This window comes from Rahnella sp. RcJ3 (assembly GCF_009498575.1).
Lineage (GTDB): Bacteria > Pseudomonadota > Gammaproteobacteria > Enterobacterales > Enterobacteriaceae > Rahnella > Rahnella aceris.
Genome location: NZ_QSNX01000029.1, coordinates 1 through 25,132, shown reverse-complemented (window position 1 = coordinate 25,132; position 25,132 = coordinate 1). Strand labels below are relative to the sequence as shown.

General features: G+C 48.0%; 38 protein-coding genes and 1 pseudogene. 12 read left to right on the top strand and 27 right to left on the bottom strand.

Features of this window, described 5'->3' with window-relative positions; all coding sequences use genetic code 11:
* Positions 1 to 23 precede the first annotated feature (23 nt).
* The 24 genes from secY to DXU84_RS23170 form a co-directional block, all read right to left on the bottom strand.
* Positions 24 to 1,355: a preprotein translocase subunit SecY gene (gene secY / locus DXU84_RS23285; protein ID WP_013573703.1), complete on the bottom strand. Its 1,332-nt coding sequence runs from the start codon at positions 1,353 to 1,355 to the stop codon at positions 24 to 26.
* A 7-nt stretch (positions 1,356 to 1,362) separates the two neighbouring features.
* Positions 1,363 to 1,797 carry a 50S ribosomal protein L15 gene (gene rplO / locus DXU84_RS23280; RefSeq protein WP_013573702.1) on the bottom strand — a complete coding sequence of 145 codons (435 nt, stop codon included), beginning with the start codon at positions 1,795 to 1,797 and terminating at the stop codon, positions 1,363 to 1,365.
* A 3-nt stretch (positions 1,798 to 1,800) separates the two neighbouring features.
* Positions 1,801 to 1,980 (bottom strand): 50S ribosomal protein L30, encoded by a 180-nt coding sequence (gene rpmD, locus DXU84_RS23275; RefSeq protein ID WP_013573701.1) that lies wholly within the window; start codon positions 1,978 to 1,980, stop codon positions 1,801 to 1,803.
* 6 nt (positions 1,981 to 1,986) lie between these two features.
* Positions 1,987 to 2,487, bottom strand: a complete 501-nt coding sequence (rpsE, locus tag DXU84_RS23270; protein ID WP_013573700.1) for a 30S ribosomal protein S5 — start codon at positions 2,485 to 2,487, stop codon at positions 1,987 to 1,989.
* Positions 2,488 to 2,501: 14 nt separating this feature from the next.
* Positions 2,502 to 2,855 carry a 50S ribosomal protein L18 gene (gene rplR / locus DXU84_RS23265; protein ID WP_013573699.1) on the bottom strand — a complete coding sequence of 118 codons (354 nt, stop codon included), beginning with the start codon at positions 2,853 to 2,855 and terminating at the stop codon, positions 2,502 to 2,504.
* A 9-nt stretch (positions 2,856 to 2,864) separates the two neighbouring features.
* On the bottom strand, positions 2,865 to 3,398 hold the full coding sequence (gene rplF, locus DXU84_RS23260) for a 50S ribosomal protein L6 (protein ID WP_013573698.1): 534 nt from the start codon (positions 3,396 to 3,398) through the stop codon (positions 2,865 to 2,867).
* 13 nt (positions 3,399 to 3,411) lie between these two features.
* Complete coding sequence (gene rpsH, locus DXU84_RS23255) at positions 3,412 to 3,804, bottom strand: 30S ribosomal protein S8 (protein WP_013573697.1); 393 nt, start codon at positions 3,802 to 3,804, stop codon at positions 3,412 to 3,414.
* A 33-nt stretch (positions 3,805 to 3,837) separates the two neighbouring features.
* The gene (gene rpsN / locus DXU84_RS23250) at positions 3,838 to 4,143 is read right to left on the bottom strand and encodes a 30S ribosomal protein S14 (RefSeq protein ID WP_013573696.1); all 306 of its coding nucleotides are present in this window, start codon (positions 4,141 to 4,143) and stop codon (positions 3,838 to 3,840) included.
* Between the two features lie 13 nt (positions 4,144 to 4,156).
* A complete protein-coding gene (rplE, locus tag DXU84_RS23245) occupies positions 4,157 to 4,696 on the bottom strand; it encodes a 50S ribosomal protein L5 (RefSeq protein WP_013573695.1) in 540 nt (179 codons plus the stop codon).
* A gap of 14 nt (positions 4,697 to 4,710) precedes the next feature.
* Positions 4,711 to 5,025: a 50S ribosomal protein L24 gene (rplX, locus tag DXU84_RS23240; RefSeq protein WP_013573694.1), complete on the bottom strand. Its 315-nt coding sequence runs from the start codon at positions 5,023 to 5,025 to the stop codon at positions 4,711 to 4,713.
* Between the two features lie 10 nt (positions 5,026 to 5,035).
* Positions 5,036 to 5,407: a 50S ribosomal protein L14 gene (gene rplN / locus DXU84_RS23235; protein WP_008457164.1), complete on the bottom strand. Its 372-nt coding sequence runs from the start codon at positions 5,405 to 5,407 to the stop codon at positions 5,036 to 5,038.
* Positions 5,408 to 5,578: 171 nt separating this feature from the next.
* Positions 5,579 to 5,833 (bottom strand): 30S ribosomal protein S17, encoded by a 255-nt coding sequence (gene rpsQ, locus DXU84_RS23230; protein WP_013573693.1) that lies wholly within the window; start codon positions 5,831 to 5,833, stop codon positions 5,579 to 5,581.
* A complete protein-coding gene (gene rpmC / locus DXU84_RS23225; protein WP_013573692.1) occupies positions 5,833 to 6,024 on the bottom strand; it encodes a 50S ribosomal protein L29 in 192 nt (63 codons plus the stop codon). The genes rpsQ and rpmC overlap by 1 nt, the downstream gene beginning before the upstream one ends.
* A complete protein-coding gene (rplP, locus tag DXU84_RS23220) occupies positions 6,024 to 6,434 on the bottom strand; it encodes a 50S ribosomal protein L16 (RefSeq protein ID WP_009639183.1) in 411 nt (136 codons plus the stop codon). The genes rpmC and rplP overlap by 1 nt, the downstream gene beginning before the upstream one ends.
* A 12-nt stretch (positions 6,435 to 6,446) precedes the next feature.
* A complete protein-coding gene (gene rpsC / locus DXU84_RS23215; RefSeq protein WP_013573691.1) occupies positions 6,447 to 7,145 on the bottom strand; it encodes a 30S ribosomal protein S3 in 699 nt (232 codons plus the stop codon).
* Positions 7,146 to 7,162: 17 nt separating this feature from the next.
* On the bottom strand, positions 7,163 to 7,495 hold the full coding sequence (gene rplV, locus DXU84_RS23210; protein WP_004391423.1) for a 50S ribosomal protein L22: 333 nt from the start codon (positions 7,493 to 7,495) through the stop codon (positions 7,163 to 7,165).
* Between the two features lie 14 nt (positions 7,496 to 7,509).
* Positions 7,510 to 7,788 (bottom strand): 30S ribosomal protein S19, encoded by a 279-nt coding sequence (rpsS, locus tag DXU84_RS23205; protein WP_004929772.1) that lies wholly within the window; start codon positions 7,786 to 7,788, stop codon positions 7,510 to 7,512.
* A gap of 14 nt (positions 7,789 to 7,802) precedes the next feature.
* Positions 7,803 to 8,627: a 50S ribosomal protein L2 gene (gene rplB, locus DXU84_RS23200; protein ID WP_013573690.1), complete on the bottom strand. Its 825-nt coding sequence runs from the start codon at positions 8,625 to 8,627 to the stop codon at positions 7,803 to 7,805.
* An 18-nt stretch (positions 8,628 to 8,645) separates the two neighbouring features.
* A complete protein-coding gene (gene rplW, locus DXU84_RS23195) occupies positions 8,646 to 8,948 on the bottom strand; it encodes a 50S ribosomal protein L23 (RefSeq protein ID WP_013573689.1) in 303 nt (100 codons plus the stop codon).
* On the bottom strand, positions 8,945 to 9,550 hold the full coding sequence (gene rplD / locus DXU84_RS23190) for a 50S ribosomal protein L4 (RefSeq protein ID WP_013573688.1): 606 nt from the start codon (positions 9,548 to 9,550) through the stop codon (positions 8,945 to 8,947). The genes rplW and rplD overlap by 4 nt, the downstream gene beginning before the upstream one ends.
* Positions 9,551 to 9,566: 16 nt before the next feature.
* Entirely contained in the window at positions 9,567 to 10,196 is a 630-nt protein-coding gene (gene rplC / locus DXU84_RS23185) for a 50S ribosomal protein L3 (RefSeq protein WP_013573687.1), read from the bottom strand.
* Positions 10,197 to 10,229: 33 nt separating this feature from the next.
* Positions 10,230 to 10,541: a 30S ribosomal protein S10 gene (gene rpsJ, locus DXU84_RS23180; RefSeq protein ID WP_009639175.1), complete on the bottom strand. Its 312-nt coding sequence runs from the start codon at positions 10,539 to 10,541 to the stop codon at positions 10,230 to 10,232.
* Positions 10,542 to 10,775: 234 nt separating this feature from the next.
* A complete protein-coding gene (locus DXU84_RS23175; RefSeq protein ID WP_013573686.1) occupies positions 10,776 to 11,261 on the bottom strand; it encodes a hypothetical protein in 486 nt (161 codons plus the stop codon).
* A gap of 6 nt (positions 11,262 to 11,267) precedes the next feature.
* The gene (locus DXU84_RS23170; RefSeq protein ID WP_228389048.1) at positions 11,268 to 12,788 is read right to left on the bottom strand and encodes an ExeA family protein; all 1,521 of its coding nucleotides are present in this window, start codon (positions 12,786 to 12,788) and stop codon (positions 11,268 to 11,270) included.
* 198 nt (positions 12,789 to 12,986) lie between these two features.
* Here DXU84_RS23170 and gspC point away from each other — a divergent pair, with 198 nt between their 5' ends.
* From gspC to DXU84_RS23110, 12 genes are read left to right on the top strand one after another with little or no spacing between them, the layout of a single operon-like run.
* A complete protein-coding gene (gene gspC / locus DXU84_RS23165) occupies positions 12,987 to 13,820 on the top strand; it encodes a type II secretion system protein GspC (protein WP_013573684.1) in 834 nt (277 codons plus the stop codon).
* Positions 13,804 to 15,783: a type II secretion system secretin GspD gene (gene gspD / locus DXU84_RS23160; protein WP_013573683.1), complete on the top strand. Its 1,980-nt coding sequence runs from the start codon at positions 13,804 to 13,806 to the stop codon at positions 15,781 to 15,783. The genes gspC and gspD overlap by 17 nt, the downstream gene beginning before the upstream one ends.
* 3 nt (positions 15,784 to 15,786) lie before the next feature.
* On the top strand, positions 15,787 to 17,313 hold the full coding sequence (gene gspE, locus DXU84_RS23155) for a type II secretion system ATPase GspE (protein ID WP_112152595.1): 1,527 nt from the start codon (positions 15,787 to 15,789) through the stop codon (positions 17,311 to 17,313).
* Positions 17,310 to 18,527: a type II secretion system inner membrane protein GspF gene (gene gspF / locus DXU84_RS23150; protein WP_153376729.1), complete on the top strand. Its 1,218-nt coding sequence runs from the start codon at positions 17,310 to 17,312 to the stop codon at positions 18,525 to 18,527. Before gspE ends, gspF begins: the two co-directional genes overlap by 4 nt.
* Positions 18,528 to 18,539: 12 nt before the next feature.
* Entirely contained in the window at positions 18,540 to 18,995 is a 456-nt protein-coding gene (gene gspG, locus DXU84_RS23145) for a type II secretion system major pseudopilin GspG (RefSeq protein ID WP_013573680.1), read from the top strand.
* Positions 18,996 to 18,997: 2 nt separating this feature from the next.
* Entirely contained in the window at positions 18,998 to 19,519 is a 522-nt protein-coding gene (gene gspH, locus DXU84_RS23140; RefSeq protein WP_037035596.1) for a type II secretion system minor pseudopilin GspH, read from the top strand.
* Entirely contained in the window at positions 19,519 to 19,908 is a 390-nt protein-coding gene (gene gspI / locus DXU84_RS23135; protein ID WP_112152596.1) for a type II secretion system minor pseudopilin GspI, read from the top strand. The genes gspH and gspI overlap by 1 nt, the downstream gene beginning before the upstream one ends.
* Positions 19,905 to 20,588, top strand: coding sequence for a type II secretion system minor pseudopilin GspJ (gene gspJ, locus DXU84_RS23130; RefSeq protein WP_112152597.1), 684 nt, complete (start codon positions 19,905 to 19,907; stop codon positions 20,586 to 20,588). Before gspI ends, gspJ begins: the two co-directional genes overlap by 4 nt.
* Positions 20,581 to 21,567, top strand: coding sequence for a type II secretion system minor pseudopilin GspK (gene gspK / locus DXU84_RS23125; protein ID WP_013573676.1), 987 nt, complete (start codon positions 20,581 to 20,583; stop codon positions 21,565 to 21,567). The genes gspJ and gspK overlap by 8 nt, the downstream gene beginning before the upstream one ends.
* The gene (gspL, locus tag DXU84_RS23120) at positions 21,568 to 22,743 is read left to right on the top strand and encodes a type II secretion system protein GspL (protein ID WP_153376728.1); all 1,176 of its coding nucleotides are present in this window, start codon (positions 21,568 to 21,570) and stop codon (positions 22,741 to 22,743) included.
* Positions 22,740 to 23,198 carry a type II secretion system protein GspM gene (gene gspM / locus DXU84_RS23115; RefSeq protein WP_153376727.1) on the top strand — a complete coding sequence of 153 codons (459 nt, stop codon included), beginning with the start codon at positions 22,740 to 22,742 and terminating at the stop codon, positions 23,196 to 23,198. The genes gspL and gspM overlap by 4 nt, the downstream gene beginning before the upstream one ends.
* 33 nt (positions 23,199 to 23,231) lie before the next feature.
* Positions 23,232 to 24,065, top strand: coding sequence for an A24 family peptidase (locus tag DXU84_RS23110; protein WP_153376726.1), 834 nt, complete (start codon positions 23,232 to 23,234; stop codon positions 24,063 to 24,065).
* 11 nt (positions 24,066 to 24,076) lie between these two features.
* Here the strand turns inward: DXU84_RS23110 and bfr are convergent, their stop codons facing one another.
* From bfr to tuf, 3 genes and pseudogenes are all read right to left on the bottom strand, one after another.
* Entirely contained in the window at positions 24,077 to 24,556 is a 480-nt protein-coding gene (gene bfr / locus DXU84_RS23105) for a bacterioferritin (protein WP_013573672.1), read from the bottom strand.
* Positions 24,557 to 24,641: 85 nt separating this feature from the next.
* A complete protein-coding gene (bfd, locus tag DXU84_RS23100; RefSeq protein ID WP_013573671.1) occupies positions 24,642 to 24,836 on the bottom strand; it encodes a bacterioferritin-associated ferredoxin in 195 nt (64 codons plus the stop codon).
* 146 nt (positions 24,837 to 24,982) lie between these two features.
* A pseudogene (gene tuf, locus DXU84_RS23095) lies at positions 24,983 to 25,132 on the bottom strand (elongation factor Tu); the annotation flags it as partial.

Sequence of the window (25,132 nt, the reverse complement as noted above, 5' to 3'; positions counted from 1 at the left end):
CGTAACTTCGCAAACTCACCAGATTAGCGGTTATAGCCTTTCAGGTTTGCTTTCTTCAATGCAGACTCATACTGACTTGACATCATCAGAGTTTGCACTTGAGCCATAAAGTCCATGATAACGACGACTACGATCAGTAGAGAAGTACCACCAAAGTAGAATGGAACTTTCATCGCGTCACGCATGAACTCCGGGATAAGGCAGATGAAAGTAATATACATCGCACCAATTAAGGTTAAGCGAGTCATTACTTTATCGATGTACTTCGCCGTTTGCTCTCCCGGACGAATTCCTGGTACAAATGCACCGGACTTCTTCAGGTTATCTGCTGTCTCACGCGGGTTGAAAACCAACGCAGTATAAAAGAAACAGAAGAAGATGATTGCAGTCGCATAGAGTAACACATAAAGCGGTTGTCCAGGCTGCAAATACAGCGAAATCGTAGTCAGCCAGTTCCAACCAGTCCCACCCCCAAACCATGATGCAATCGTGGCCGGGAACAGAATAATGCTGGAAGCGAAGATCGCTGGGATAACCCCGGCCATATTCACTTTCAACGGTAAGTGCGTGCTCTGTGCTGCATAGACACGACGACCTTGTTGGCGCTTAGCATAGTTAACGACGATACGACGTTGACCACGTTCAACAAACACCACAAAGAAAGTCACTGCAAACACTAAAACTGCAACCAACAGCAACAGGAGGAAGTGCAGGTCGCCTTGCCGAGCTTGTTCGATAGTATGGGCAATCGCCGGCGGGAGACCCGCTACGATACCTGCAAAGATTATGATGGAAATACCGTTACCGATACCTCGTTCAGTAATCTGCTCCCCCAGCCACATCAGGAACATTGTCCCGGTCACTAAGCTCACAACTGCAGTAAAGTAGAACGCAAAGCCTGGATTTAACACCAGACCCTGCATACCAGGCATGTTCGGCAGACCGGTAGCAATACCGATTGACTGAAACACTGCCAATACCAGCGTACCGTAACGGGTGTACTGGCTAATCTTACGACGGCCAGCCTCCCCTTCTTTCTTTATTTCAGCTAACGCTGGATGAACCACCGTTAACAGCTGGATAATGATCGATGCCGAAATATACGGCATGATCCCCAGAGCAAAGATTGAAGCACGGCTAAGGGCACCACCAGAGAACATATTAAACATTTCAATGATGGTACCTCTTTGCTGCTCGAGCAATTTGGCAAGTACAGTGGCATCAATACCAGGGATCGGAATAAAAGAGCCGATACGGAAAACAATCAGCGCACCGATAACAAACAAAAGTCTGCGCTTCAGTTCGCCTAGTCCACCCTTGGCACTTTGAAAATCTAATCCCGGTTGCTTAGCCATCTGCTACTTATTCCTCAATTTTACCGCCAGCAGCTTCGATAGCAACACGAGCGCCTTTGGTGACACGCAAACCACGCAGAGTTACCGCACGACCGACTTCGCCAGAAAGGATTACTTTCGCGAACTCGATCTGGATACCAACCACGTTAGCGGCTTTCAGCGCGTTCAGGTCGATCACGTCGCCTTCCACCAGAGCCAGTTCAGACAGACGAACTTCTGCCGTGATCATAGCTTTGCGGGAGGTGAAGCCGAATTTCGGCAAACGACGATATAAAGGCATCTGACCACCTTCAAAACCACGACGTACGCCACCACCAGAACGTGAGTTCTGACCTTTGTGACCACGACCGCCGGTTTTACCCAGGCCAGAACCAATACCACGACCTACACGCCTTGGCGCTTGTTTGGCACCATCAGCCGGAGACAGAGTATTTAAACGCATCTCTTACTCCTCAACCTTAACCATGTAGGAAACCAGGTTGATCATACCGCGTACAGCAGGAGTATCCTCGCGCTCAACGGTGTGACCAATACGACGCAGACCCAGGCCCAGCAGAGTAGCTTTATGCTTCGGCAGACGGCCAATGGAACTGCGAGTTTGTGTAACTTTAATAGTCTTTGCCATGGTTAATTACCCCAGAATTTCTTCAACGGATTTACCACGCTTGGCAGCGACCATTTGTGGGGATTTCATATTTGCCAAAGCATCGATAGTTGCACGAACCACGTTGATCGGGTTGGTGGAACCATAAGCTTTAGCCAATACGTTATGAACCCCTGCAACTTCCAGGACGGCGCGCATTGCACCACCGGCGATAATACCGGTACCTTCGGAAGCCGGCTGCATGAACACACGGGAACCCGTATGAGCACCTTTAACAGGATGCTGCAGGGTGCCGCTATTCAGCGCGACATTCATCATGTTGCGACGGGCTTTTTCCATCGCTTTCTGGATCGCTGCCGGAACTTCGCGTGCTTTGCCGTAGCCAAAACCAACGCGACCGTTACCATCACCAACAACTGTCAGTGCGGTAAAGCTGAAGATACGGCCACCTTTTACGGTTTTAGATACGCGGTTTACCGCGATCAGCTTTTCCTGCAGTTCGCCAGCTTGTTTTTCGATGTGAGCCATCTTAAACCTCTTCCTTAGAACTGAAGGCCAGCTTCACGGGCAGCATCTGCCAGTGCCTGGACTCGACCATGATATTGGAAACCGGAACGGTCAAAGGATACTTTCGTAATCCCTTTTTCCAATGCGCGTTCTGCGATAGCTTTACCTACAGCAGTGGCAGCATCTTTGTTGCCGGTATACTTCAGTTGCTCAGTGATAGTTTTTTCTACAGTAGATGCAGCAACTATTACTTCAGAACCGTTTGGTGCGATAACCTGTGCGTAAATATGACGCGGGGTACGATGTACCACCAGACGAGTCGCACCCAATTCTTTGAGCTTGCGGCGTGCGCGGGTCGCACGACGGATACGAGCAGATTTCTTATCCATAGTGTTACCTTACTTCTTCTTAGCCTCTTTGGTACGCACGACTTCGTCGGCGTAACGGACACCCTTGCCTTTATAAGGCTCAGGACGACGGTAGGCACGTAAATCCGCAGCAACCTGACCGATAACCTGTTTATCAGCGCCTTTCAGCACGATTTCAGTTTGGGTCGGACATTCTGCAGTGATGCCTTCCGGCAGTTGATGATCGACCGGGTGAGAGAAGCCTAAGGCTAAATTCACCACGTTGCCTTTAACAGCAGCACGATAACCAACACCTACCAGTTGAAGCTTTTTAGTGAAGCCGTCGGTAACACCTACAACCATAGAGTTCAACAGTGCACGAGTGGTACCCGCTTGGGCCCAACCGTCTACAGCGCCTTCGCGTGGAGCGAAAGTCAGTGTATTTTCTTCCTGCTTAACTACAACAGCGTCATGGATAGTACGTGACAGCTCGCCGTTTTTACCCTTAATCGAAATAACCTGACCGTTGAGTTTTACCTCTACGCCGGCAGGAATGACGACGGGTGCTTTTGCAACACGAGACATTCTTTCCTCCCAATTAAGCTACGTAGCAGATAATCTCGCCACCAAGACCAGCCTGGCGAGCTGCACGATCGGTCATAACACCTTTAGAGGTAGAAATAACAGCGATACCCATACCGGCCATAACTTTTGGCAGCTCATCTTTTTTCTTGTAGATGCGCAGGCCTGGACGGCTGATACGTTGAATGCTTTCTACCACTGCCTTGCCCTGGAAGTACTTCAGTACTAATTCCAGTTCAGGCTTAGCGTCGCCTTCGATTTTAAATTCTTCAATGTAGCCTTCTTCCTTCAGCACGTTGGCAATAGCCACTTTCAGCTTGGAGGAAGGCATGGTGACCGCAACTTTGTTCGCGGCTTGACCGTTACGGATACGGGTCAGCATATCCGCGATCGGATCTTGCATGCTCATCTGTCTTTACTCCCGTGATTCAATTGGTGACAATTACCAGCTAGCCTTCTTAAGACCCGGAATTTCACCGCGCATAGCGGCTTCACGGACCTTAATACGGCTCAACCCGAACTTCCGCAGGAAAGCATGCGGACGACCAGTTTGACGGCAGCGGTTACGCTGACGAGACGGGCTGGAATCACGCGGCAGAGACTGCAGCTTAAGAACTGCATCCCAACGATCTTCGTCGGATGAGTTCACACCAGAGATAATAGCTTTCAATTCCTCGCGTTTAGCGCGGTATTTATCAGCCAGTTTTACGCGAACGACTTCGCGTGCTTTCATGGATTGCTTAGCCATTAGTAACCCTGCCTTACTTGCGGAACGGGAAGTTAAAGGCTGTCAGCAATGCACGGCCTTCATCATCGGATTTCGCAGTAGTGGTGATAGTAATATCTAAACCACGAACGCGATCGACTTTATCATAATCGATTTCCGGGAAGATGATCTGTTCACGCACGCCCATGCTGTAGTTACCACGACCATCGAAAGACTTAGCAGACAAGCCGCGGAAGTCACGAATACGTGGAACAGCAATGGAGACCAGACGCTCAAAGAACTCCCACATGCGTTCGCCGCGGAGGGTTACTTTACAGCCGATCGGATAGCCCTGACGAATTTTGAAGCCTGCAACTGATTTGCGTGCTTTGGTGATCAACGGTTTTTGACCGGAGATTGCTGCCAGGTCAGCTGCTGCGTTATCCAGCAGTTTCTTGTCAGCGATCGCTTCACCAACACCCATGTTCAGGGTGATCTTCTCGACCCGAGGGACTTGCATGACAGAATTGTAACCAAACTCAGCCATGAGTTTTTTTACGACATCGTCTTTGTAGTAATCATGCAGTTTCGCCATCGTACTACTCCAAATTACTTGATAGTTACGCTGTTAGATTTGAAGAAACGGACTTTTTTGCCATCTTCGAATCTAAAGCCTACACGGTCCGCCTTACCAGTAGCCGTGTTGAAGAGAGCAACGTTAGAAACCGGAATTGCAGCTTCTTTTTCAACGATGCCGCCTGGTTGGTTCAGGGCCGGTACAGGCTTCTGATGTTTCTTAACCAGGTTGATACCTTCAACAATGACTTTGCCAGAAGACAGTACATTTTTTACTTTACCGCGCTTACCTTTATCTTTACCGGTAAGCAGGATAACTTCGTCATCACGACGGATTTTCGCTGCCATGGTTCGCTCCTTAGAGTACTTCTGGTGCCAGAGAGATAATTTTCATGAACTTCTCATTACGCAGTTCACGAGTTACCGGCCCAAAAATACGCGTGCCGATTGGCTGCTCGCTGTTATTGTTTAAAATAACGCATGCATTACCATCGAAGCGAATGACAGAACCGTCCGGGCGACGAACACCCTTCTTGGTGCGCACCACTACCGCCTTCAGCACATCGCCTTTCTTCACCTTACCGCGAGGAATTGCTTCCTTGATGGTAATTTTGATGATGTCGCCGACGCCTGCGTAGCGACGGTGCGAGCCACCTAGAACCTTGATACACATTACGCGACGTGCACCGGAGTTGTCGGCCACGGTCAGCATAGTCTGTTCTTGGATCATGTTAGTGCTCCGCTAATGTCAACTACAACTTTAGGACCCAGGATAGGTCGTTAAGAAATCCCCACAATATGAGGGCGCGGCATTATAACACCGGTTCCCGATTATGGGTAGAAAAAATAAACGGCCCACGTACATGAGCCGTTTATCTATTTTTTGAGAGGCGCTACTGTATTACAGAATCGCTTTCTCTACAACGCGAACCAAGGTCCAAGACTTAGTCTTAGACAGTGGACGGCATTCGCTGATTTCCACAACGTCGCCGATACCACATTCATTGTTCTCGTCATGTACGTGCAATTTAGTCGTACGTTTGATGAACTTACCGTAAATCGGGTGTTTCACCACGCGCTCAATCGCAACAACAATGGATTTTTCCATTTTGTTACTGATTACACGACCCTGCAGAGTACGGATCTTGTCAGTCATTACGCACCCGCCTTTTCAGTCAGTAAAGTTTTCACACGTGCTACATCACGACGCACTTGCTTCAACAGGTGTGTTTGCTGCAACTGGCCGCTTGCCGTTTGCATGCGCAGGTTAAACTGCTCACGCAAAAGGTTCAGCAACTCAGTGTTCAGCTCTTCCACGCTTTTTTCGCGCAGCTCTTGTGCTTTCATTACATCACCGTCTTAGTTACAAAGGTGGTTTTGATAGGCAGTTTGGCTGCTGCCAGCTGGAAGGCTTCACGAGCCAGCTCTTCAGGCACACCGTCCATTTCGTACAGGACTTTACCAGGCTGGATCAAAGCAACCCAATACTCTACGTTGCCTTTACCTTTACCCATACGAACTTCGAGCGGTTTCTCGGTGATCGGTTTGTCCGGGAATACTCGGATCCAGATCTTACCTTGACGCTTAACTGCACGGGTCATCGCACGACGTGCTGCTTCAATTTGACGAGCAGTCAGACGACCACGGCCAACAGCTTTCAGACCGTAAGTGCCGAAGCTCACATCCGTACCTTGCGCAAGACCACGGTTGCGGCCCTTGTGCACCTTACGGAATTTTGTACGCTTTGGTTGTAACATCAGCGACTCTCCTTACTTGCGGCCTTTACGCTGCTGCTTTTTAGGTTGAGCAGCCGGTTCCGGTTGTTCAACTGCAGCCATACCACCCAGGATCTCACCTTTGAAGATCCATACCTTAACGCCGATTACACCGTAAGTGGTGTGCGCTTCAGATGTGTTGTAATCGATATCCGCACGCAGAGTGTGCAACGGAACACGACCTTCACGGTACCATTCAGTACGCGCGATTTCAGCACCGCCAAGACGGCCGCTTACTTCAACTTTGATACCTTTAGCGCCAAGACGCATTGCGTTCTGTACTGCACGCTTCATAGCACGACGGAACATAACACGACGTTCCAGCTGTGAAGTGATGCTGTCAGCAACCAATTTTGCGTCCAGTTCCGGTTTACGGACTTCGGCGATGTTAATCTGCGCAGGAACGCCAGCGATATCCGCTACGACCTTACGCAGTTTTTCGACATCTTCGCCTTTCTTGCCGATAACGATGCCAGGACGAGCAGTGTGAATAGTCACACGGATGCTCTTCGCTGGACGCTCGATAACGATGCGAGAAACGGAAGCTTTCGCCAATTCCTTAGTCAGGAACTGACGAACTTTAAAGTCGCCGTCCAGGTTGTCAGCGAAATCTTTGGTATTTGCATACCAAGTAGAGTTCCAAGGTTTGACAATACCCAGTCGAATACCATTAGGATGTACTTTCTGACCCATTGCTAGTCTCCAGAGTCTCAGCGATCGGACACAACCACAGTAATGTGGCTGGTGCGCTTCAGAATGCGATCTGCACGACCTTTAGCACGCGGCATAATGCGCTTCATGCTTGGGCCTTCGTCTACGAAAATCTTCGTGACTTTCAGATCATCGATGTCAGCGCCATCGTTGTGTTCTGCGTTAGCAATGGCAGACTCCAGTACCTTCTTAACCAGACCAGCAGCTTTCTTGTTGGTATAGGCCAGAGTTTCCAGAGCTTGCGACACTTTCTTACCGCGAATCAGGTCAGCAACAAGGCGAACCTTCTGAGCAGAAGAACGAGCGTGGCGATGTTTAGCGATAGTTTCCATCTCTTCCTCCTACCTTAGCGCTTTTTAGCTTTTTTATCAGCCGCATGGCCGCGATAAGTACGAGTCGGCGCGAATTCACCCAGTTTGTGACCGACCATTTCATCGGAAACAAATACTGGTACGTGCTGACGACCATTATGGACAGCGATGGTCAAACCGATCATGTTAGGAAAGATCGTTGAACGACGGGACCAAGTGCGCAAAGGCTTCTTGTCACCGCTTTCCACCGCTTTCTCTACCTTCTTCAGCAAGTGCAGGTCAATAAAAGGACCTTTCTTGAGAGAACGTGGCATGGCTTATCCTCTAATTATTTTTTGCTACGGCGACGTACAATGAATTTATCAGTACGCTTGTTGCTACGGGTCTTCTTACCTTTGGTTTGAACGCCCCATGGAGTTACCGGGTGCTTACCAAAGTTACGACCTTCACCACCACCGTGTGGGTGATCGACTGGGTTCATCGCAGTACCGCGAACGGTAGGACGAATACCACGCCAACGAGCAGCACCTGCTTTACCCAGAACGCGAAGCATATGTTCAGAGTTACCGACTTCACCTAAGGTGGCGCGGCAATCAACTTGAACTTTACGCATTTCGCCAGAGCGCAGACGCAGAGTTACGTAGGAACCGTCACGAGCAACGATCTGAACGTAGGCACCGGCTGAGCGAGCCATCTGGCCGCCTTTACCTGGTTTCATTTCTACGTTATGAACCGTTGAACCTACTGGGATGTTGCGCATAGGCAGGGTGTTACCTGTCTTGATTGCAGCATCAACACCAGATTGGATCTGGTCACCCACTTTCAGGCCTTTCGGCGCCAGGATATAACGGCGTTCGCCGTCTTTGTACAGAACCAGCGCGATATTCGCGGAACGGTTCGGATCGTACTCCAGACGCTCAACCACTGCAGCGATACCATCTTTGTTGCGTTTGAAGTCAACCAGACGATAATGCTGTTTGTGGCCACCACCGATATGACGGGTGGTGATACGGCCATTGTTGTTACGGCCACCGCTTTTGCTCAGTTTTTCAAGCAGCGGAGCATAAGGTTTACCCTTGTGCAGCTCAGGGTTAACCACTTTAACAACGTGGCGACGACCCGGAGATGTAGGTTTACATTTAACAATTGCCATTGTTCTTACTCCTCCGACTTACTCAGCGCCGCTGATGAAGTCCAGATTCTGGCCTTCTTTCAGGGTTACGTAAGCTTTTTTCCAGTCGCTACGACGACCAACACGCTGACCGTGACGTTTAACTTTGCCTTTAACCAGCAAGGTGTTCACATCTTCGACTTCGACTTCAAACAGTTTCGAAACCGCAGCTTTGATTTCCGCTTTAGTCGCGTCTTTGGCAACTTTGAGAACGATGGTATTGTTCTTTTCCATCGCAGTAGACGCTTTTTCAGAAACGTGCGGCGCGCGCAGCACTTTCAGCAGACGTTCTTCACGAATCATGCCAGCATCTCCTCAACTTGCTTCACAGCGTCAGCAGTCATAACTACTTTGTCGAAGGCGATCAGGCTTACTGGATCGATACCTGCTACATCGCGAACGTCAACCTTGTACAGGTTACGTGCGGCCAGGAACAGATTCTCGTCGACTTCGCCAGTTACAATCAGCACGTCTTCCAGAGCCATGTCTTTCAGTTTCTGTGCCAGCAGCTTAGTTTTAGGCGCTTCTACAGAGAACGTCTCGACAACGATCAAACGATCTTGACGTACCAGTTCGGACAGGATGCTTTTCAGCGCGCCGCGGTACATCTTTTTATTTACTTTTTGACTGTGGTCCTGTGGCTTTGCAGCGAAGGTTACACCACCGGAACGCCAGATCGGGCTCTTTACAGAACCTGAACGCGCACGGCCAGTACCTTTCTGACGCCAAGGTTTTTTACCGGAACCGGTTACTTCAGCACGGGTCTTCTGAGCGCGAGTACCTTGACGGGCACCTGCTGCATAAGCAACAACGACCTGGTGTACCAGCGCTTCATTGAAATCACGCCCGAAGGTAGTTTCGGAAACAGTCAGCGCGCTCTGCGCGTCTTTCACTACTAATTCCATTCCTATCTCCTCGACGTTAAGCCTTAACAGCAGGTTTAACGATCAGGTTGCCACCGGTAGCACCCGGAACAGCACCCTTGACCAGCAGCAGGTTGCGCTCAGCGTCAACACGTACTACGTCCAGGCTTTGAACGGTTACACGCTCGTTACCCAGTTGGCCTGCCATTTTCTTGCCTTTGAACACTTTGCCCGGAGTCTGGTTCTGACCGATAGAACCCGGAACACGGTGAGACAAGGAGTTACCATGGGTAGCGTCTTGGGTACGGAAATTCCAGCGCTTAACTGTGCCAGCAAAACCTTTACCTTTAGAAGTACCGGTAACATCAACTTTCTTAACGTCTGCGAAAATTTCAACGCTAATGTTCTGACCTGCAGTGAACTCTTCACCTTCTGCAAGGCGGAATTCCCACAGACCGCGGCCAGCTTCTACGCCAGCTTTAGCGAAGTGACCCGCTTCTGGTTTGGTTACACGGTTAGCTTTTTTGCTACCAGTAGTAACCTGCACAGCGCGGTAACCGTCGTTGTCCAGGTCTTTGACCTGAGTAACGCGGTTTGCTTCAATTTCGATAACGGTTACAGGGATAGAAACGCCATCTTCAGTGAAGATACGAGTCATACCCACTTTCTTACCGACTAAACCAATCATTGTTTCAACCTCTCAATCGCTCAATGACCCTGATTAACCCAGGCTGATCTGCACGTCTACACCAGCAGCCAGATCCAGACGCATCAGAGCATCAACGGTTTTCTCGGTTGGCTCAACGATGTCAACCAGACGCTTGTGAGTGCGAATTTCATACTGATCGCGCGCATCTTTATTGACGTGCGGAGAAATCAGGATGGTAAAGCGCTCTTTGCGGGTCGGCAGCGGGATTGGACCACGAACTTGCGCACCAGTGCGCTTCGCAGTCTCAACGATTTCCGCAGTTGATTGATCGATCAGACGATGATCAAACGCTTTCAGGCGGATACGGATTCTTTGGTTCTGCATGAGACCAGAGCTCCAATTATTTTAAACGTAAATGATTACTCCTCAAACCCATTTCGATTGATGGGAGAGTGTAATCGTTCTTCACATAACCCCCATATCGGGAGTATTGTTGACCGGCAAGTAAACTTATCGGCCATCTGATTCTCATTGAATCAGGCCTACCAAGATTAGGTAAGCCCGCGCATTATACTTAAACACCAGTAAGAAGCAATCCGAACTACAAAAAAAATGCTTTTATTTTGCGCTCTTCTCTTCTTGTTGCTGTTCCAACATCGCTTTTTCCAACCACTCTTGTAATGGTATATCCGGGCTTCCCTCATCTAACTTCATGATTTGACTTTCATCGCTTTCGCCTGTCGGCGCCTCTTCCGGAGCCTCATTTTCCATAGATGAAGTATCTTCCAGCAGTTGTTCATCAGCATTTGTATCGTCATCACTATCGGCCGACTGACTAACAGCAGGCATCGCTTTGTCCTGATAGATGTAATGTAAGGGGGATTGCTTATAAGGAAGACGGGATTCTTCACTGACACCTATCCGGTAACTCTGCCAGTTAAGATAACTTATATGAAGATAAGCCCCTGCCATCGCACCAGCCAACAAGCATAGGCAACCTAATCCCAGAGAATAAAGGCTTTTTCTGAGCGGGCGATGCACTACCACCTTCACTTTTTGTTTGTTTAAATGGCTTGTGTAAGCCGATAAATGAATGTTTTGCATTTTAACCTAGAGCTCTTCTTCTGTAAGCAGCACGGGCATGTTGCCGGTACGTTTAGCGATTTGCATCAGTGTGCCCTTACCTACCCTTCCATCAACAATAAGACCTTCCCGTTGTTGGAATAATTTAACCTTCCTGATCAAATCTTTGTCCCACTGACCCGTTTTACCGAATGGCAGGTTCAGGATTTTGCTCAGTGTCATATCTAACCAAGCGGTGTCAGCTTCAGGGCTTGTATTGTTGATGGCGTTTTTACCGCTCGGAGTCTGCGGAAATAGCTGGATATATTCGCCACCCCAAACTTCGTTAAACCAGCTGCGCTGAACCGTCCACGTCTCATCTTTAATAAGAATATCTAACTCCTCATCAGTGACCTTCACAACGGTAGCGTACACGGTCTGTTTATCTGCTGTAATCGGACTTAACCAAGGAATTCCGTCCTGGACTAAGGTCTCTAAGGTTGCCTTGCCCTTTTTACAGGTGAGCTGTGCACGTACAGCCTGATCACAGAACGCATCATTAGTTGGCACGTCATAACCCCACACCTGAAAGAGCTGACGCATTCCGTTACGCTCGTTACTTCCAACATCACTCAGTTTTTTGGCCGCAGCAGGGATTTCGTGCAGCCTTTCGGAAAACGTCGCCAACAGCGGGAGGTATGGCTTTACATAGCCTAAATAAGTCCATCCCAAAACACTGCCTAAAAGCATGTAGCACGCAATGAGAAACGTGAGACATTTCCTTTTGCCAGGCGTCAGTCCTCGCGCCTCGAGGCAGACTTTCATTTGCCGATAAGTGACTGACTGTGTTTTTTCTGCATATGCGCTGTTCAGTGAGTCTGTTGCCAGTTCATTAATAAGCCGAAACTTACCACCAGCGGCAGTGTGCAACAATTTAACGAGTGGTTTGTTAAAAAGGGTTGGCTCCCCTCCGGCTGATTGCATCCTTTGGGACAGATAGTCCGAGGTTTCTGCGAGACTCATTGGAGACAGAGAGTAAACCGCATATGGTAGCCCCATCTTATGGCGCCTGCCGCGGCTTTTACTCCCCTTATGTTCTTCTACTAGCAGGAATGAGACACGCAGAGATTGCGGATAAGTTTTGAATGTACGTAAAAACTCATAACTTTCTGCCGTGAGGTTTTCAGCATTATCGATCACGACCAACCAGGGCTCTGCGGGGTCCTCATTGTGGACAAAGGATTCTGCAATTCGCATAGTGAGAATCGAGGCTGGTAATGTTTGCCATTTCTTTAAATGAAAACAAAAGGCTAGTAATTGTCCAAGGCTTTCACTGTCTGCGCCATTCAAAGACGCTGCACTTAAATTCAATACCCGGCATTGACTTTTTCTGGCAATCTCGTGCGCCAGTCGCGTTTTACCAACACCTTTGTTACCATCGATTATCGCGATACCTCCCTGATTCAACTTCTGCAGAATAAAATCCTGAGCGGCCAACAAACGTATATTATTGAAATAATTACCTTCCAAAAAGGGAAGCGTGACAAAATTAAAGTAATCGCGGTACATACCGATACCCATAACCATTTATACATTCAATGAATGTTTTTAAATAAAAAACCGAAAGAGGAATAAATCTGAAAATCAAGAAACACAACCTCATTCGTATTGAACATGTATTAATGTGAATCAATGTTTTTCTGCGTATAATATAGCCTAATAAGTAACCCACTGGAATAACGAAAGCACAAGGGAATGATCCAATACATGTATGCCATCTGGAATAAAGGGCATCGGCCAAATATATCATTGAAGACAGGAATACTTATTGTCATTACATTCATACTCACAATGATTTGTTGCTCAACAATCGCTTTTACTGTGCTAAATAGCAGGGAAAGTTTTGGGTTCCTGCCCAAGACCTCCACCGACGCCAAAATTTTTATCAATATACCCGGCACACTATTTGAAAAACGCAGAAATGCAGTGATTAAAGAGGTAACTCGATCACCAGCGACTAGCGTTAAGCTTCCCTTATTCCTTAAGGGAGTTCTGACAAGTACTGACAGTCGGCGCTCACTGGCTATTCTTCAAGGACCGACGGGTCAGCATAGTTACCGTGAAGGTGAAAAGCTTGCTGATGTGGAAAACGCTTACTTGCAGTCAGTAAAACCAGACGAAGTTTTAATACGCACCCCCAAGGGAACAGCGATTTTATACCTCAGTGATAAAGCTCAGGATAATAAACGCCCAGAACCACAAAAACAGAGGGCAAACAAAGAACACGCAAAATACTTAATGCATTATTTAGTTGCCAACCCCGTATATAAAGATGAGAAACTTACAGGTTATAGATTCAATCCCAAAACGAGCCGCAATGTTTATCTTAGAGCGGGACTTATTCCAGGCGAGTTCGTCATCAAAATAAATGGGCAATCTCTCGACGACACTGCAACAGCAGATAAATACATTGAACAACTGGCAAGCCTGAGGGATGTACAACTTACCGTTCTGAGAGAAAATCAACTTCAGAATATCTATATAAATCTAGCTACTATCGAAACATCGTTGGATACAGAAAGTCATGAAGAAGTTCATTAACTCTCTCCTAGTAAAGGCATGCATATTATTTGCCACCCTTCCAGGGATTGTACACGCGGAAGAGTTTACTGCGAGCTTTAAGGGCACGGATATTAAAGAGTTTATTGATACGGTAAGTAAAAATCTGAATAAAACTATCCTTATCGATCCCTCCGTGCAGGGAACTGTTTCTGTCAGAAGTTATGATGTTTTGAATGAAGAACAATACTATCAATTTTTTCTCAGCGTGCTGGATGTCTATGGTTTTGCTGTGATCCCAATGGATAACGGGCTACTGAAGGTCGTGCGTTCAGCGAATGCCAAAATGTCTGGCGTGCCCGTTGCAGACAAAAACAACCCCGGCAAGGGAGATGAAATTATCACCCGCGTCGTAACGCTTCTTAATGTGCCGGTCAGAGAGTTAGCACCTTTGCTTCGCCAGATGAATGACAGTACCGGAGTAGGGAATGTTGTTCATTACGAACCCTCCAATGTTTTGCTTCTGACGGGCCGGGCATCGGTGGTCAACCGGCTTATTAAGCTTGTCGAACGCGTTGACGCGATGGGTGACCAGCAAAGGCAAACCATTAAACTAAAATATGCTTCTGCCCCGGAAATGGCTGAGATGATGAACAACCTGGTTCGCGAGGAATCTAAAGGACAATCATCGTCCATATTACAAGCCAAAATCGTCGCGGATGAGAGAACCAATACCCTAATCATCAGCGGGCCAGAAGGTGTGCGCAGCCGCGCAGCAAAACTGGTTAGTCAGCTTGATAAAGACCAGTCATCTCAGGGCAATACGCGTGTTTTCTATCTGAAATATGCCAAAGCGGAAAAAATCGTTCCCGTACTTACTGGCATCACAGAAGAGATGAAAGAAGGCAAAACAGCTCAGCCTTCCGGCGCGTCTAACAAGCCGATGAGCATCACTGCAGATGAACAAACAAACTCCATCGTCATTACTGCACAGCAGGATGTGATGCAGTCACTCGAACAGGTCATCACCAAGCTCGATATCCGCCGTGCACAGGTGTTAGTCGAAGCCATTATTGTCGAAGTACAGGATGGCAACGGGCTTAATCTGGGTATCCAGTGGAGCAACAACCAGGTTGGTGGAACACAATTTACCGGAACCGGCGCGCCAATATCGACCGTTGCGGCCGGAGTTCGCCAGTACAAAAAAGAGGGCATTATCAGCAGCGATAATCCTCTGAGCAGCACTTTGCAGACCTTCAATGGCATGACCGCAGGCTTCTTTAGCGGTGACTGGAATGTCTTACTCACTGCGTTATCCACCAGTAATAAAAACGATATTCTTGCCACCCCAAGCATTGTCACTCTCGATAATAAAGAAGCCTCATTCAACGTCGGTCAGGAAGTCCCCTCCCTGTCCGGCTCACAAACTACATCTGGCGATAACATTTATAGCAGCGTGGTTTACAAAACCGTCGGCACAAAATTAAAAGTCACTCCGCAGATCAATGAAGGTGACTCTGTGCTGATGGAAATCGAACAGGAAGTTTCCAGCGTTGATACTTCAACTAACTCTAGTCTTGGTCCGACCTTCAATACCCGCACCATTTCCAATGCCGTGCTGGTTCGTACGGGTGAAACTGTAGTCCTGGGCGGTTTGCTGGATGACAGTACCAAAGAAACCAAATCCAAAGTTCCTCTGTTGGGTGATATTCCGTGGATAGGCAATTTGTTCCGCTATACCAGCACTGAATCAGCAAAACGTAATCTGATGGTGTTTATCAGGCCGACCATTATTCGTGATGATGAGGTTTACTCTTCCATTTCCAATAAGAAATATTCGCACTTTCAAAAAATTCAAAAAACGCGTCAGGATGAGGACCATCAGGATCTGCTCACGCCAAATACCCGTTCTATTTTGCCTGACTATCCTGGGAACAATGTGCCAAAAGCATCCATATCCACCACGCCTGATGACGGCAAACCTCGTAATCCGTTTAGTGGATAAGCCATGAACAGTGATAACGAAGTGCTATATAGACCCGTTGTGGAACAAGCCTCCCCTGTTCTGCCTTATACCTACGCCAAACAAAAAGGCGTAACGCTGCTTGATAACGTACTTTTTTGCCGACAGGACATTTCAGTGGAAACACTGCTCGAAGTACGTCGGATCATGGGTGAAATAACAGCGGTCGAAATAGTGGAAACGACATTGTTCGATGAAAAGTTATCAGCAACCTACCAGCGTAGCAGCGGCGAGTCACAACAAATCATTGATGATATCGATAACGAGGTCGATCTTCTGTCTTTGTCTGAGGAATTACCTGATAACGAAGACTTACTGGCCAGTGATGAAAATTCGCCGATCATCCGTCTGATTAATGCGGTGCTTTCTGAAGCAGTCAAAGAGGGTGCTTCGGATATCCATATCGAAACCTTCGAACGCATGCTCAGTATCCGGTTTCGTATCGATGGCGTCTTACGGCAAATCCTGCAACCGGCTCGCAAGCTGGCACCGTTCTTGGTATCGCGCATCAAGGTGATGGCGAAACTGGATATCGCTGAAAAACGTTTACCTCAGGATGGTCGCATTTCGTTACGTATCGGTCACCGGGCGATTGATATCCGCGTATCGACCATTCCAGCTCAATATGGTGAGCGTGTGGTGATGCGCCTTTTGGATAAAAATAATTTATGTCTTGAGATTCCACAACTTGGTCTGTCTCCACAGGACGAACAACAGCTATCGGCATTAATCCGTAAACCTCACGGGATCATTCTGGTCACCGGGCCGACCGGTTCAGGTAAAAGCACGACTCTGTACGCAGTTCTTTCTGCACTCAACAATAACGAGCGTAACATTCTTACTGTCGAAGACCCGATTGAGTATGAACTGGAGGGCGTGGGGCAAACGCAAGTTAACCCCCGTGTAGAAATGACATTTGCGCTCGGTTTGCGGGCGATTTTGCGTCAGGACCCGGATGTAGTCATGGTCGGTGAGATCCGCGACAATGAAACAGCTCAAATCGCGGTGCAGGCTTCACTGACCGGCCATCTGGTGATGTCAACATTGCATACAAATAGTGCCGTCGGTGCCATTACCCGTTTACGGGATATGGGTCTGGAGCCCTTCCTTCTCGCCTCCTCATTATTAGGCGTGGTGGCTCAGCGACTCGTGCGACGCCTTTGCCCGCATTGTACCCGACAGTCCCCGTTAGATGTGTCTCACATTCCTTTATTCCACTTTCTGCCGGAACCACCAGCCACTGTTTTTAAAGCCGTCGGATGTTCTCAATGCCATTTCACGGGCTATAAAGGCAGGGCGGCTATCCACGAATGCATGGTTGTTGATAACGCTATACGTCAGGCTATTCATGAGAATCAGGATGAATTTTCCATTGAGAACATTCATCGCAAAACTGCCCGAAGCTTGCGGGAAAATGGACTGCTTAAAACCATTAGCGGCGAGACTACGCTGGAAGAAGTGATCAGAGTTACTGCCGAACAAGAGATAGCGACACGGGGAACGCCCTCATGAGCCGCTTCGCCTTTCATGCAATCACCCCGACGGGCAAGACGCAGCGAGGAGTAATTGATGCCGATTCTCTCCGCCTGGCGCGCCAGATTGTCCGCGAGCGGGGTTTAACGCTTCTTGAAATAAAGCAGGTGGGCAACTCGCTGACAACTCTAAATAGTAAAAATAAAGGATTGAAAACGCGTGTCCCTTCACATGCCATTTCACTATTCTCACGTCAGCTCGCCACATTAACCAATGCAGCCCTGCCCGTAGAAGGTGCACTTGCCGTTATTGCCCGCCAAACCGAGCACGCCGGACTCACGCAAGTGCTGACCGCTGTGCGTAACAAAGTGGTGGAGGGACATACGCTAGCCGATGCATTATCTGATTTTCCTCGCCTATTTGATCCGATGTTCAGAACACTGGTCACGGCAGGTGAACGAACCGGACAACTCGGCACCGTACTGGAAAAAATGGCGGATTATTATGAAATCCGCCAGCAAATCAAAAGCAAGTTGTCGCAAGCCATGATTTACCCGGCCATGCTCACCATCATTGCCATTCTAGTGATTGTTATTTTGCTGGTTGCCGTCGTCCCGCAAATCATTGAACAGTTTGTGCATATGAAACATACGCTGCCCATCTCCACCCGTATTTTAATTGGCGTCAGTGGTTTCCTGGAACGTACATGGTGGGTGATTGCCATAGTGGTTATCGCTTTCATCGCTACCTTCAGGCTGGCTCTGCGCCGTAAGCATAATCTTATGCGTTTTCATACGGCGTTGCTCGGTGTTGTCGTTTTAGGGCCACTGATCAGGGCCATCAATAGTGCCCGATATGCCCGGACTCTCAGTATCTTGCAATCGAGCGGCGTTCCTTTACTTGATGCGATGAAAATCTCAACAGAAGGGATAACTAACCGCCGGATCCATTATTTACTTACCCAAGCGGCAGAACATGTTCGTCAGGGCAGCTCACTCTTTGCTGTTCTGGAACAAACCCGCCTCTTCCCACCCATGATGCTCTACATGATTGCTTCCGGTGAACAAAGCGGGCGTCTTGGCGAGCTTATGGCACACGCGGCAGACAATCAGGACAAGCTGATGCAACACCGGCTTTCAATGGTATTGGCGCTATTTGAACCACTGCTGATTGTCACTATGGCCAGTATTGTTTTATTCATCATCATGTCGATTTTACAACCGATTCTCCAGCTTAATAATCTGGTCAGTTAAAGGTATCATTCCATGTTAAACATTCAAAAAAATCAGTACATTGGCACTCAGAAGCAACAAGGCTTTACATTAATCGAACTGATGGTGGTTATCGTCATTCTCGGGGTGCTGGCAGCGCTCGTTGTTCCTAATGTAATGGGCAACAAAGAAAGAGCAGATACCCAAAAAGCCGTCAGCGATATTGTCGCCCTCGAGAACGCCCTCGACATGTATAAGCTGGATAACCATCGCTATCCAACAACCGAACAAACGCTTGAAGCCCTTGTAACCCTGCCCACGATCAACCCGCTACCTGCCAATTATCGTAACGATGGATACATAAAGCGTTTGCCCGCCGATCCCTGGGGCAACGAATACATGTTGGTCAGTCCAGGTGAACATGGGGCTATCGATGTCTTTTCTGCCGGGCCTGACAGTGAGCCCAACACCGCAGATGACATAAAGAACTGGGTTGAGAAGGATCACTAACCTTGTCCGCGGTCAAACAATCCGGCTTTACGCTGCTGGAAATACTGATGGTAATGGCCATTTTCGCCATTGCTGCAGGGGTTGTGGTCATGGTTTTACCGTCTGACAACTCACAAATCCAACGCGCTGAGCAAATGAAAACAGTGATGGAATATGCTGCTGAGCGCGCAGTGCTGGAAGGAAAACCGCTCGGGCTTTCCTTAACGGCCGGCGCTTATCAGTTTGTGGTTTTAGGTGGCACGCTAACGTTGATTCCACTAACACGTGAGCCTCAGTGGCAAGAAATTGAATCTTCCCGCATGCCTGTCAGCGGTGAATTTGCGGAAAATGAAACCCTTTCGCTCAGCCCTTTAGCCCTCAATAAATCTATCAACCGCCCACCACAGATTGTTTTTATGCCCGACGGAACACTTTCAGTCTTTGAACTCAGTTTTTCTTCCTCTGCATCTGAACCGGCCTGTTGCAGCATCATTTCTGAAGGACGACTGCCACTGATATTCAATGTCAGAAGGTCTGGAAAATAATGCGTATATCTTCAACGTGTAGTGTTAAAAATCAGCAAGGTATGACTCTGATTGAAGTAATCATTGCCCTCGGCATCTTCGCCACGGCGGCTCTGGCATTACTGAATAGCCTGAGTTCGCAAATGAGCGCAGTAGATCATTTTCGAACTTCTCTCTTTGCCAGCTGGGTTGCTGAAAATACGCTGATAGAAACACAGATCAAAGCGGAAAAAAAAGAAAAAAGACGAGTAACACTAGCCGGGCAGGAATGGTTTGTTGAACAGCAACATACCCTTGATAGAGAGAACAACATTAGCCAGAACCAGGTACGCGTTCTTCAGGTAGAAGATGCCCTTTCACCGATCCTTTCGGTGAGCCGCTGGACTCAGATAATGGCAGAGAAGCCATGAGCAGCCAGCAGACAGCCAAACAACAAGGTTTCACGCTGATAGAAGTCATGATTGCGATGACGATATTTGCGCTTCTCAGCCTGCTGGCCTATCAGATCCTTTCCGCATCAGTTAAAAACAGTGAAATAGCACAAGAACACACGGCAAGACTGACCGGAATTCAGACTACATTTTCTTTGCTGGAACGGGATCTGATCCAGATATTGCCACGGCAAACCGATGTGGCAGGAGCTCTTTTATCAGCCTCTGAGACCTCATTAAGTTTTACAACCATTGGCAGTTATTCTGCATCAGCCCCCTTGTCTGCCAGTGATCTTACACGGGTTACCTGGACATTTACCGATCACACACTGACGCGCAGCGCACAATCTCTTCCGTCCCAGCCACTGACTGATTCATCAGCGATAACGCCCTTTACCCTGCTGACAGGCGTAAGTTCTTTGCATTGGCGATTCTATTCCGGCGGCTGGACCAACAGCTGGAGCAAAACGGATTCTTTTCCAAAAGTCATCGAACTCATTGTCACGCTGGAAGATATGGGTGAAATACGCCGGTTATTCCTCCTGCCCCAAATAATTGAGGAGACGAAGGCAGAGTCAGTTGATAAGCCGTCTGAGCAAGCAAGTTCTGAATCCGCAGCTCCGATACCCTTAAACGGGGAGAACACCACCGATGAGTAAGCAACAAGGTGTGGCGCTACTGATCGTCTTAATGATCCTTGCCATCATGGCTGCATTAGCGGCAAAAATGACGCTGCAATTTCAGGTCAGCCAGCACCGCCAAAGTTGGTTACTCAATCAACAGCAATTACGCTGGCTAACCTTTGCCGCTGAAGAAATCGCCCTGCCGAGACTGAAAAAAGAACTTACCGAAAACCCTGTTCAAAACAACCTCGATCAGTTTGCCGTTCAGCAAGGCCACTTCACCGGCCAGGATGGATTTTCAGTGGACTATATTATTGCTGATGGACAAAACTGTTTTAACATTAACAGCCTGCGTAATAACGAGCCTGACACGACGATAGAGGGTGAACCATACAATACGCAGGTACTGAAACAACTTCTTCTTGATGCGCAGGCAACATCCGTTGAAACCGAGCGGTTCGCTGATACCCTCAGCGATTATCTTGATGCCGATAACGAGACCCGAACATCCGGTGCGGAATCCGAGTATTACGAAACGCTGATACCGCCCCGTGCTGCAGCTAATCAACGTCTTTTTTCCCTGAATGAGCTGGCGCTGCTGCCCGACCTCCCTCTTCTGCCACTCAAAAAAATCCGACATCAGCTTTGCACTCTCCCCGAAGAGTTTCAGCAAATTAATGTGAATATGCTGACCGAAGAACAGGCTCCTCTGTTAAGCGCCTTATTTCTTGGCGGTATTAATCAGGAGGATGCAATCAGATTAATTTCAGCGCGACCGCGCAGAGGCTGGGTTTCTGTTGACGCTTTTCTGAAAGAGGTGAAGAAACAGCGTTTTAGTCTGGAAATCCAAAGCAGCGAATTAAAACCGCTGCTGACGGTACGCAGCCAATACTTCGTCCTCTATACGCTAGGCCGGTTTGAAGAACAGCAAAATGCTATGAGCAGTTTTGTGCAATTCAATCCACAGGATTCAAAAATCAAAATTTATCAACGTCGCTATCGGGTAATTGAGTAAATGGAACAACTTCATCTGGCCAACAGGCTGTTTATCAGGGCTGGTACTACGCCAGAGCACTCACTCTATTGGTTCACGGATAAGGCAGAATGTGACAACGATATCCATTGCCTGCCGGATACCGAACATTTATCAGAACTCGCCACACAACCTGCGGCACGTAATGTTTGTCTGTTCATCCCGGCCAGTGAAATAGTTTTCCGTCAGATCGCTCTGCCTCAACACGCAAACAAAATTACTCGCCAGATGATTGGCCATCTTACTGAAGAAAGTATTGCCAGTGATGTCGATACGTTGCATTGGGTTGAGCTTTATCGAGAAAAACAGACACTCTTTGTGGCGGGTATTGAATCAGATTATTTAAGAAACTGGCTTCGGCTATTTAGCGATGCAGGGCTGACAATAAGGCACATTTATATTGATGCCTTGCTGCTGCCCAGGCATGAAGAAGGCTGGTCGATAATGAAGCTTGATAAGCAGTGGCTCCTTCGACAGTCGGAATATTCAGGCTGTCAGGTTGAGCAGGTATTACTCGATACCCTACTTAAAATCGCAACGCCGGAGACATTACATTACTACGGAGATGAGAAATCGATTTCTCCTGGCTGGGTGCGCGCTGATCTGCCTTTTCATCCCCTGATTATGATGAAGAATAACTGTCCGTCAGCAGTGAATCTGCTGCAGGGCGAGTTCGCCGTGCGTAAAGAAGAATCCGCCTGGGAACGTCATCTGCTACGGGTGGCAACCAGCATGGCGATACTCACGGTGCTAGTGATTATCGGCGCCAAACTTTTCACCTGGTGGCAGATTTCTCAGCAAGAATCATTACTGAAAAAAGAGATGCTTGCACTTCATCAAACCTGGTTTCCGCAGGACAAACACACCCGTAATCTGAAGTTCTATTTTGAACAAAATATGAAAAAAGTACCCATGGCTTTTCTTCCTGCACTGGCAAAACTCACGACTTATCAGGAGCAGAGCCCGCAAATTGACATAGATAAATTAGATTTTCAGCAAGAGACGAAACAGTTCACTCTGCAGATTACTACGGGTGACCGGGCGGCGATTGATGATTTCGTCGAACGGACCGAAAGCGATTTTCACTTTGCCATTTCTAAGTTAGCCACGTCATCAGCGGGTATCACCGCCACGCTAACTCAGCGGAGTAAATCATGAAACAGTGGCTGATGCTTAAAAATGAACGGGAAAGATGGCTGATACTGGTTGCCGCTTTTCTGTTGGCAGTAACTTGCATCTGGTACGGTATTTTAACCCCGCTCAACAACCGGATCGCCCAATCCCAGGCACGGGTCAACACGCAACATCACCAGCTTGAATGGATGATTCAGCAAACCCAGCGTCTCGGGGTACCTTCCGGACTGCGAGTTAAGACAGAAAAGCTGACGGAAGCTATTAACACCTCAGCGGCAGGTTTATCCCTGCAACTTCCTAAGACTACTCAGAATGAACGGGGAGTCGCCCTAAGCTTTGAGCAGATCCCTTACACCACCCTTTTACGCTGGCTTGAAATTCTCAATAAGGAATACGGTATTCAGGTCGTGGCCATCTCAATAGTGACAGGTAACGGACCAACAGGAAGCGTCAGTGTTCCTCAACTCACACTGCGTTAACGGGCAGATGTCATAACAAGGAAGATATTTAGCATGGACGGAGGATGGCAGCAATTGTCTTATATCACATCATTACCCGACGGGTTTTATCACACCTGCGTCGCTGTTTTGGGATTGCTGCTGGGCAGCTTTCTTAATGTCGTCGTTTATCGCTTGCCGCTGATGATTCAGAACGATGGTCAACTGACAGAGCATGGCTTTAATCTGAGCCTTCCGGCATCACACTGCCCCGCCTGTATACATCCGCTAAAATACTGGCAGAACATTCCGGTTTTGAGCTGGTTGTTGTTACGGGGGAAATGCCATTATTGCAAAACCACGATCTCTAAAAGGTACCCCCTTACAGAAGCAGGATGCGCCGCCATGTTTCTTGGTCTGTCGTTTCTGTTTACCACTCCCCTGAGTTTATTCAGTGCCTTATTACTGTTCTGGTTTCTTCTGGCATTAAGCCTGATTGATTTGGCAACTTACCTGCTTCCTGACCGACTGACACTGCCCTTGCTGTGGGCCGGGTTACTCGTCCACTCTCTGTACGGCAGCGTGACACTTCAGAATGCATTATATGGCGCGGTCACAGGTTATCTGGCGTTGTGGTTTTTGTACTGGAGTGTCAAGTTAGTCAGCGGCAAAGAGGGAATGGGGTACGGGGATTTTAAACTCCTGGCAGCACTTGGCGCCTGGGTGGGCTGGCAGATGTTGCCATATCTGTGTATTCTCGCCGCACTTGCGGGGATCGTTTTCACACTGGTAAGGGTATGTATTTATAAAATGTCAGAGCAAACGCCTTTCGGACCCTGCCTGGCACTGGCTGGTGCGCTGATTTACATCAGCCAGGAGAGCAAAACAATCTGGCTGATGTTGAGTTAATACAGCAGAAATTACTGGGATTCTTCTTTCAGCTGAGACTGGATGTAGTTCTGAATGCCAATACGCCCGATGAGTTCCAGTTCGGTTTCCAGCCAGTCGATGTGATGCTCTTCATCCGCCAGGATATTAATCATTAAATCGCGGCTGACGTAATCGTGCACCGAGTCAGCATAAGCAATGCCTTCGCGTAAATCCTTCGCCCCTTCAAGTTCCAGCAGCAAATCAGATTTCAGCATTTCCTCAACATCTTCACCAATATTGAGTTTGCCGAGATCCTGCAGGTTAGGAAGCCCTTCCAGGAAGAGGATCCGCTCAATATAGATATCAGCATGTTTCATTTCATCAATGGATTCGTGATATTCGATACCGTTGAGACGCATCAGTCCCCAGTTTTTAAACATACGGGCATGCAAAAAGTACTGATTGATAGCAACCAGTTCATTTCCAAGAAGTTTATTGAGGTGTGCAATGACTTTTTTATCGCCTTTCATAGGTAACTCCTCCGTTCCGGTATCTAAAGCGTAGATCCGGTTCAGAGTAAGTCAAAAAAAAGGCACACTTTTTAACTAAGTATTTTTACGCGATGTTTTTGAACTCAGGAATTTGCTGTAATTCATCTTCCATTATTTGTCGTGCCGCACGAACACATTTGCCACATTGCGTTCCTACCGGAACAAAACTCCTCAACTGTTGGAACGTTTGCGGCTGGTAACGTCTGACTGCCTGTCTGATCGTTTTATCACTGACTGAATTGCACAAACACACGTACATATAAACCACGCTTCGCATAAATCTTGAACTAACTGTAAATGAGAATGGTTATTATTGCAAATGCAGTTTGAACGCTTTTGCACACAAATTTTAGGCAATAAAAAAGGGTGCCGAAGCACCCTTTTTTTGCTCTTAATTATCAGCGATTAAGCGATAACTTTAGCAACAACACCAGCGCCTACAGTACGGCCGCCTTCACGGATTGCGAAACGCAGACCGTCATCCATCGCGATTGGGTGGATCAGGGTAACAACCATGTTCACGTTGTCACCAGGCATAACCATCTCAACGCCTTC

Excerpts from the sequence above, each read along its gene's own strand:
- rplD (WP_013573688.1), bottom strand. The coding sequence starts at position 9,550 with ATGGAATTAGTAGTGAAAGACGCGCAGAGCGCGCTGACTGTTTCCGAA.
- rplN (WP_008457164.1), bottom strand. The coding sequence starts at position 5,407 with ATGATCCAAGAACAGACTATGCTGACCGTGGCCGACAACTCCGGTGCA.
- rplV (WP_004391423.1), bottom strand. The coding sequence starts at position 7,495 with ATGGAAACTATCGCTAAACATCGCCACGCTCGTTCTTCTGCTCAGAAG.
- gspI (WP_112152596.1), top strand. The coding sequence starts at position 19,519 with ATGCGTATATCTTCAACGTGTAGTGTTAAAAATCAGCAAGGTATGACT.
- rpsN (WP_013573696.1), bottom strand. The coding sequence starts at position 4,143 with ATGGCTAAGCAATCCATGAAAGCACGCGAAGTCGTTCGCGTAAAACTG.
- gspK (WP_013573676.1), top strand. The coding sequence starts at position 20,581 with ATGAGTAAGCAACAAGGTGTGGCGCTACTGATCGTCTTAATGATCCTT.
- gspF (WP_153376729.1), top strand. The coding sequence starts at position 17,310 with ATGAGCCGCTTCGCCTTTCATGCAATCACCCCGACGGGCAAGACGCAG.
- gspE (WP_112152595.1), top strand. The coding sequence starts at position 15,787 with ATGAACAGTGATAACGAAGTGCTATATAGACCCGTTGTGGAACAAGCC.
- gspJ (WP_112152597.1), top strand. The coding sequence starts at position 19,905 with ATGAGCAGCCAGCAGACAGCCAAACAACAAGGTTTCACGCTGATAGAA.
- rpsE (WP_013573700.1), bottom strand. The coding sequence starts at position 2,487 with ATGGCTCACATCGAAAAACAAGCTGGCGAACTGCAGGAAAAGCTGATC.
- DXU84_RS23170 (WP_228389048.1), bottom strand. The coding sequence starts at position 12,788 with ATGTACCGCGATTACTTTAATTTTGTCACGCTTCCCTTTTTGGAAGGT.
- bfd (WP_013573671.1), bottom strand. The coding sequence starts at position 24,836 with ATGTACGTGTGTTTGTGCAATTCAGTCAGTGATAAAACGATCAGACAG.
- gspD (WP_013573683.1), top strand. The coding sequence starts at position 13,804 with ATGAAGAAGTTCATTAACTCTCTCCTAGTAAAGGCATGCATATTATTT.
- rplC (WP_013573687.1), bottom strand. The coding sequence starts at position 10,196 with ATGATTGGTTTAGTCGGTAAGAAAGTGGGTATGACTCGTATCTTCACT.
- DXU84_RS23110 (WP_153376726.1), top strand. The coding sequence starts at position 23,232 with ATGGACGGAGGATGGCAGCAATTGTCTTATATCACATCATTACCCGAC.
- rplP (WP_009639183.1), bottom strand. The coding sequence starts at position 6,434 with ATGTTACAACCAAAGCGTACAAAATTCCGTAAGGTGCACAAGGGCCGC.
- rplB (WP_013573690.1), bottom strand. The coding sequence starts at position 8,627 with ATGGCAATTGTTAAATGTAAACCTACATCTCCGGGTCGTCGCCACGTT.
- rplR (WP_013573699.1), bottom strand. The coding sequence starts at position 2,855 with ATGGATAAGAAATCTGCTCGTATCCGTCGTGCGACCCGCGCACGCCGC.
- rplF (WP_013573698.1), bottom strand. The coding sequence starts at position 3,398 with ATGTCTCGTGTTGCAAAAGCACCCGTCGTCATTCCTGCCGGCGTAGAG.
- DXU84_RS23175 (WP_013573686.1), bottom strand. The coding sequence starts at position 11,261 with ATGCAAAACATTCATTTATCGGCTTACACAAGCCATTTAAACAAACAA.
- rplX (WP_013573694.1), bottom strand. The coding sequence starts at position 5,025 with ATGGCAGCGAAAATCCGTCGTGATGACGAAGTTATCCTGCTTACCGGT.
- gspC (WP_013573684.1), top strand. The coding sequence starts at position 12,987 with ATGTATGCCATCTGGAATAAAGGGCATCGGCCAAATATATCATTGAAG.
- rpmC (WP_013573692.1), bottom strand. The coding sequence starts at position 6,024 with ATGAAAGCACAAGAGCTGCGCGAAAAAAGCGTGGAAGAGCTGAACACT.
- rpsJ (WP_009639175.1), bottom strand. The coding sequence starts at position 10,541 with ATGCAGAACCAAAGAATCCGTATCCGCCTGAAAGCGTTTGATCATCGT.
- rplO (WP_013573702.1), bottom strand. The coding sequence starts at position 1,797 with ATGCGTTTAAATACTCTGTCTCCGGCTGATGGTGCCAAACAAGCGCCA.
- gspM (WP_153376727.1), top strand. The coding sequence starts at position 22,740 with ATGAAACAGTGGCTGATGCTTAAAAATGAACGGGAAAGATGGCTGATA.
- rpsS (WP_004929772.1), bottom strand. The coding sequence starts at position 7,788 with ATGCCACGTTCTCTCAAGAAAGGTCCTTTTATTGACCTGCACTTGCTG.
- rpsQ (WP_013573693.1), bottom strand. The coding sequence starts at position 5,833 with ATGACTGACAAGATCCGTACTCTGCAGGGTCGTGTAATCAGTAACAAA.
- bfr (WP_013573672.1), bottom strand. The coding sequence starts at position 24,556 with ATGAAAGGCGATAAAAAAGTCATTGCACACCTCAATAAACTTCTTGGA.
- gspG (WP_013573680.1), top strand. The coding sequence starts at position 18,540 with ATGTTAAACATTCAAAAAAATCAGTACATTGGCACTCAGAAGCAACAA.
- rplW (WP_013573689.1), bottom strand. The coding sequence starts at position 8,948 with ATGATTCGTGAAGAACGTCTGCTGAAAGTGCTGCGCGCGCCGCACGTT.
- secY (WP_013573703.1), bottom strand. The coding sequence starts at position 1,355 with ATGGCTAAGCAACCGGGATTAGATTTTCAAAGTGCCAAGGGTGGACTA.
- gspL (WP_153376728.1), top strand. The coding sequence starts at position 21,568 with ATGGAACAACTTCATCTGGCCAACAGGCTGTTTATCAGGGCTGGTACT.
- rpsC (WP_013573691.1), bottom strand. The coding sequence starts at position 7,145 with ATGGGTCAGAAAGTACATCCTAATGGTATTCGACTGGGTATTGTCAAA.
- rpmD (WP_013573701.1), bottom strand. The coding sequence starts at position 1,980 with ATGGCAAAGACTATTAAAGTTACACAAACTCGCAGTTCCATTGGCCGT.
- rplE (WP_013573695.1), bottom strand. The coding sequence starts at position 4,696 with ATGGCGAAACTGCATGATTACTACAAAGACGATGTCGTAAAAAAACTC.
- rpsH (WP_013573697.1), bottom strand. The coding sequence starts at position 3,804 with ATGAGCATGCAAGATCCGATCGCGGATATGCTGACCCGTATCCGTAAC.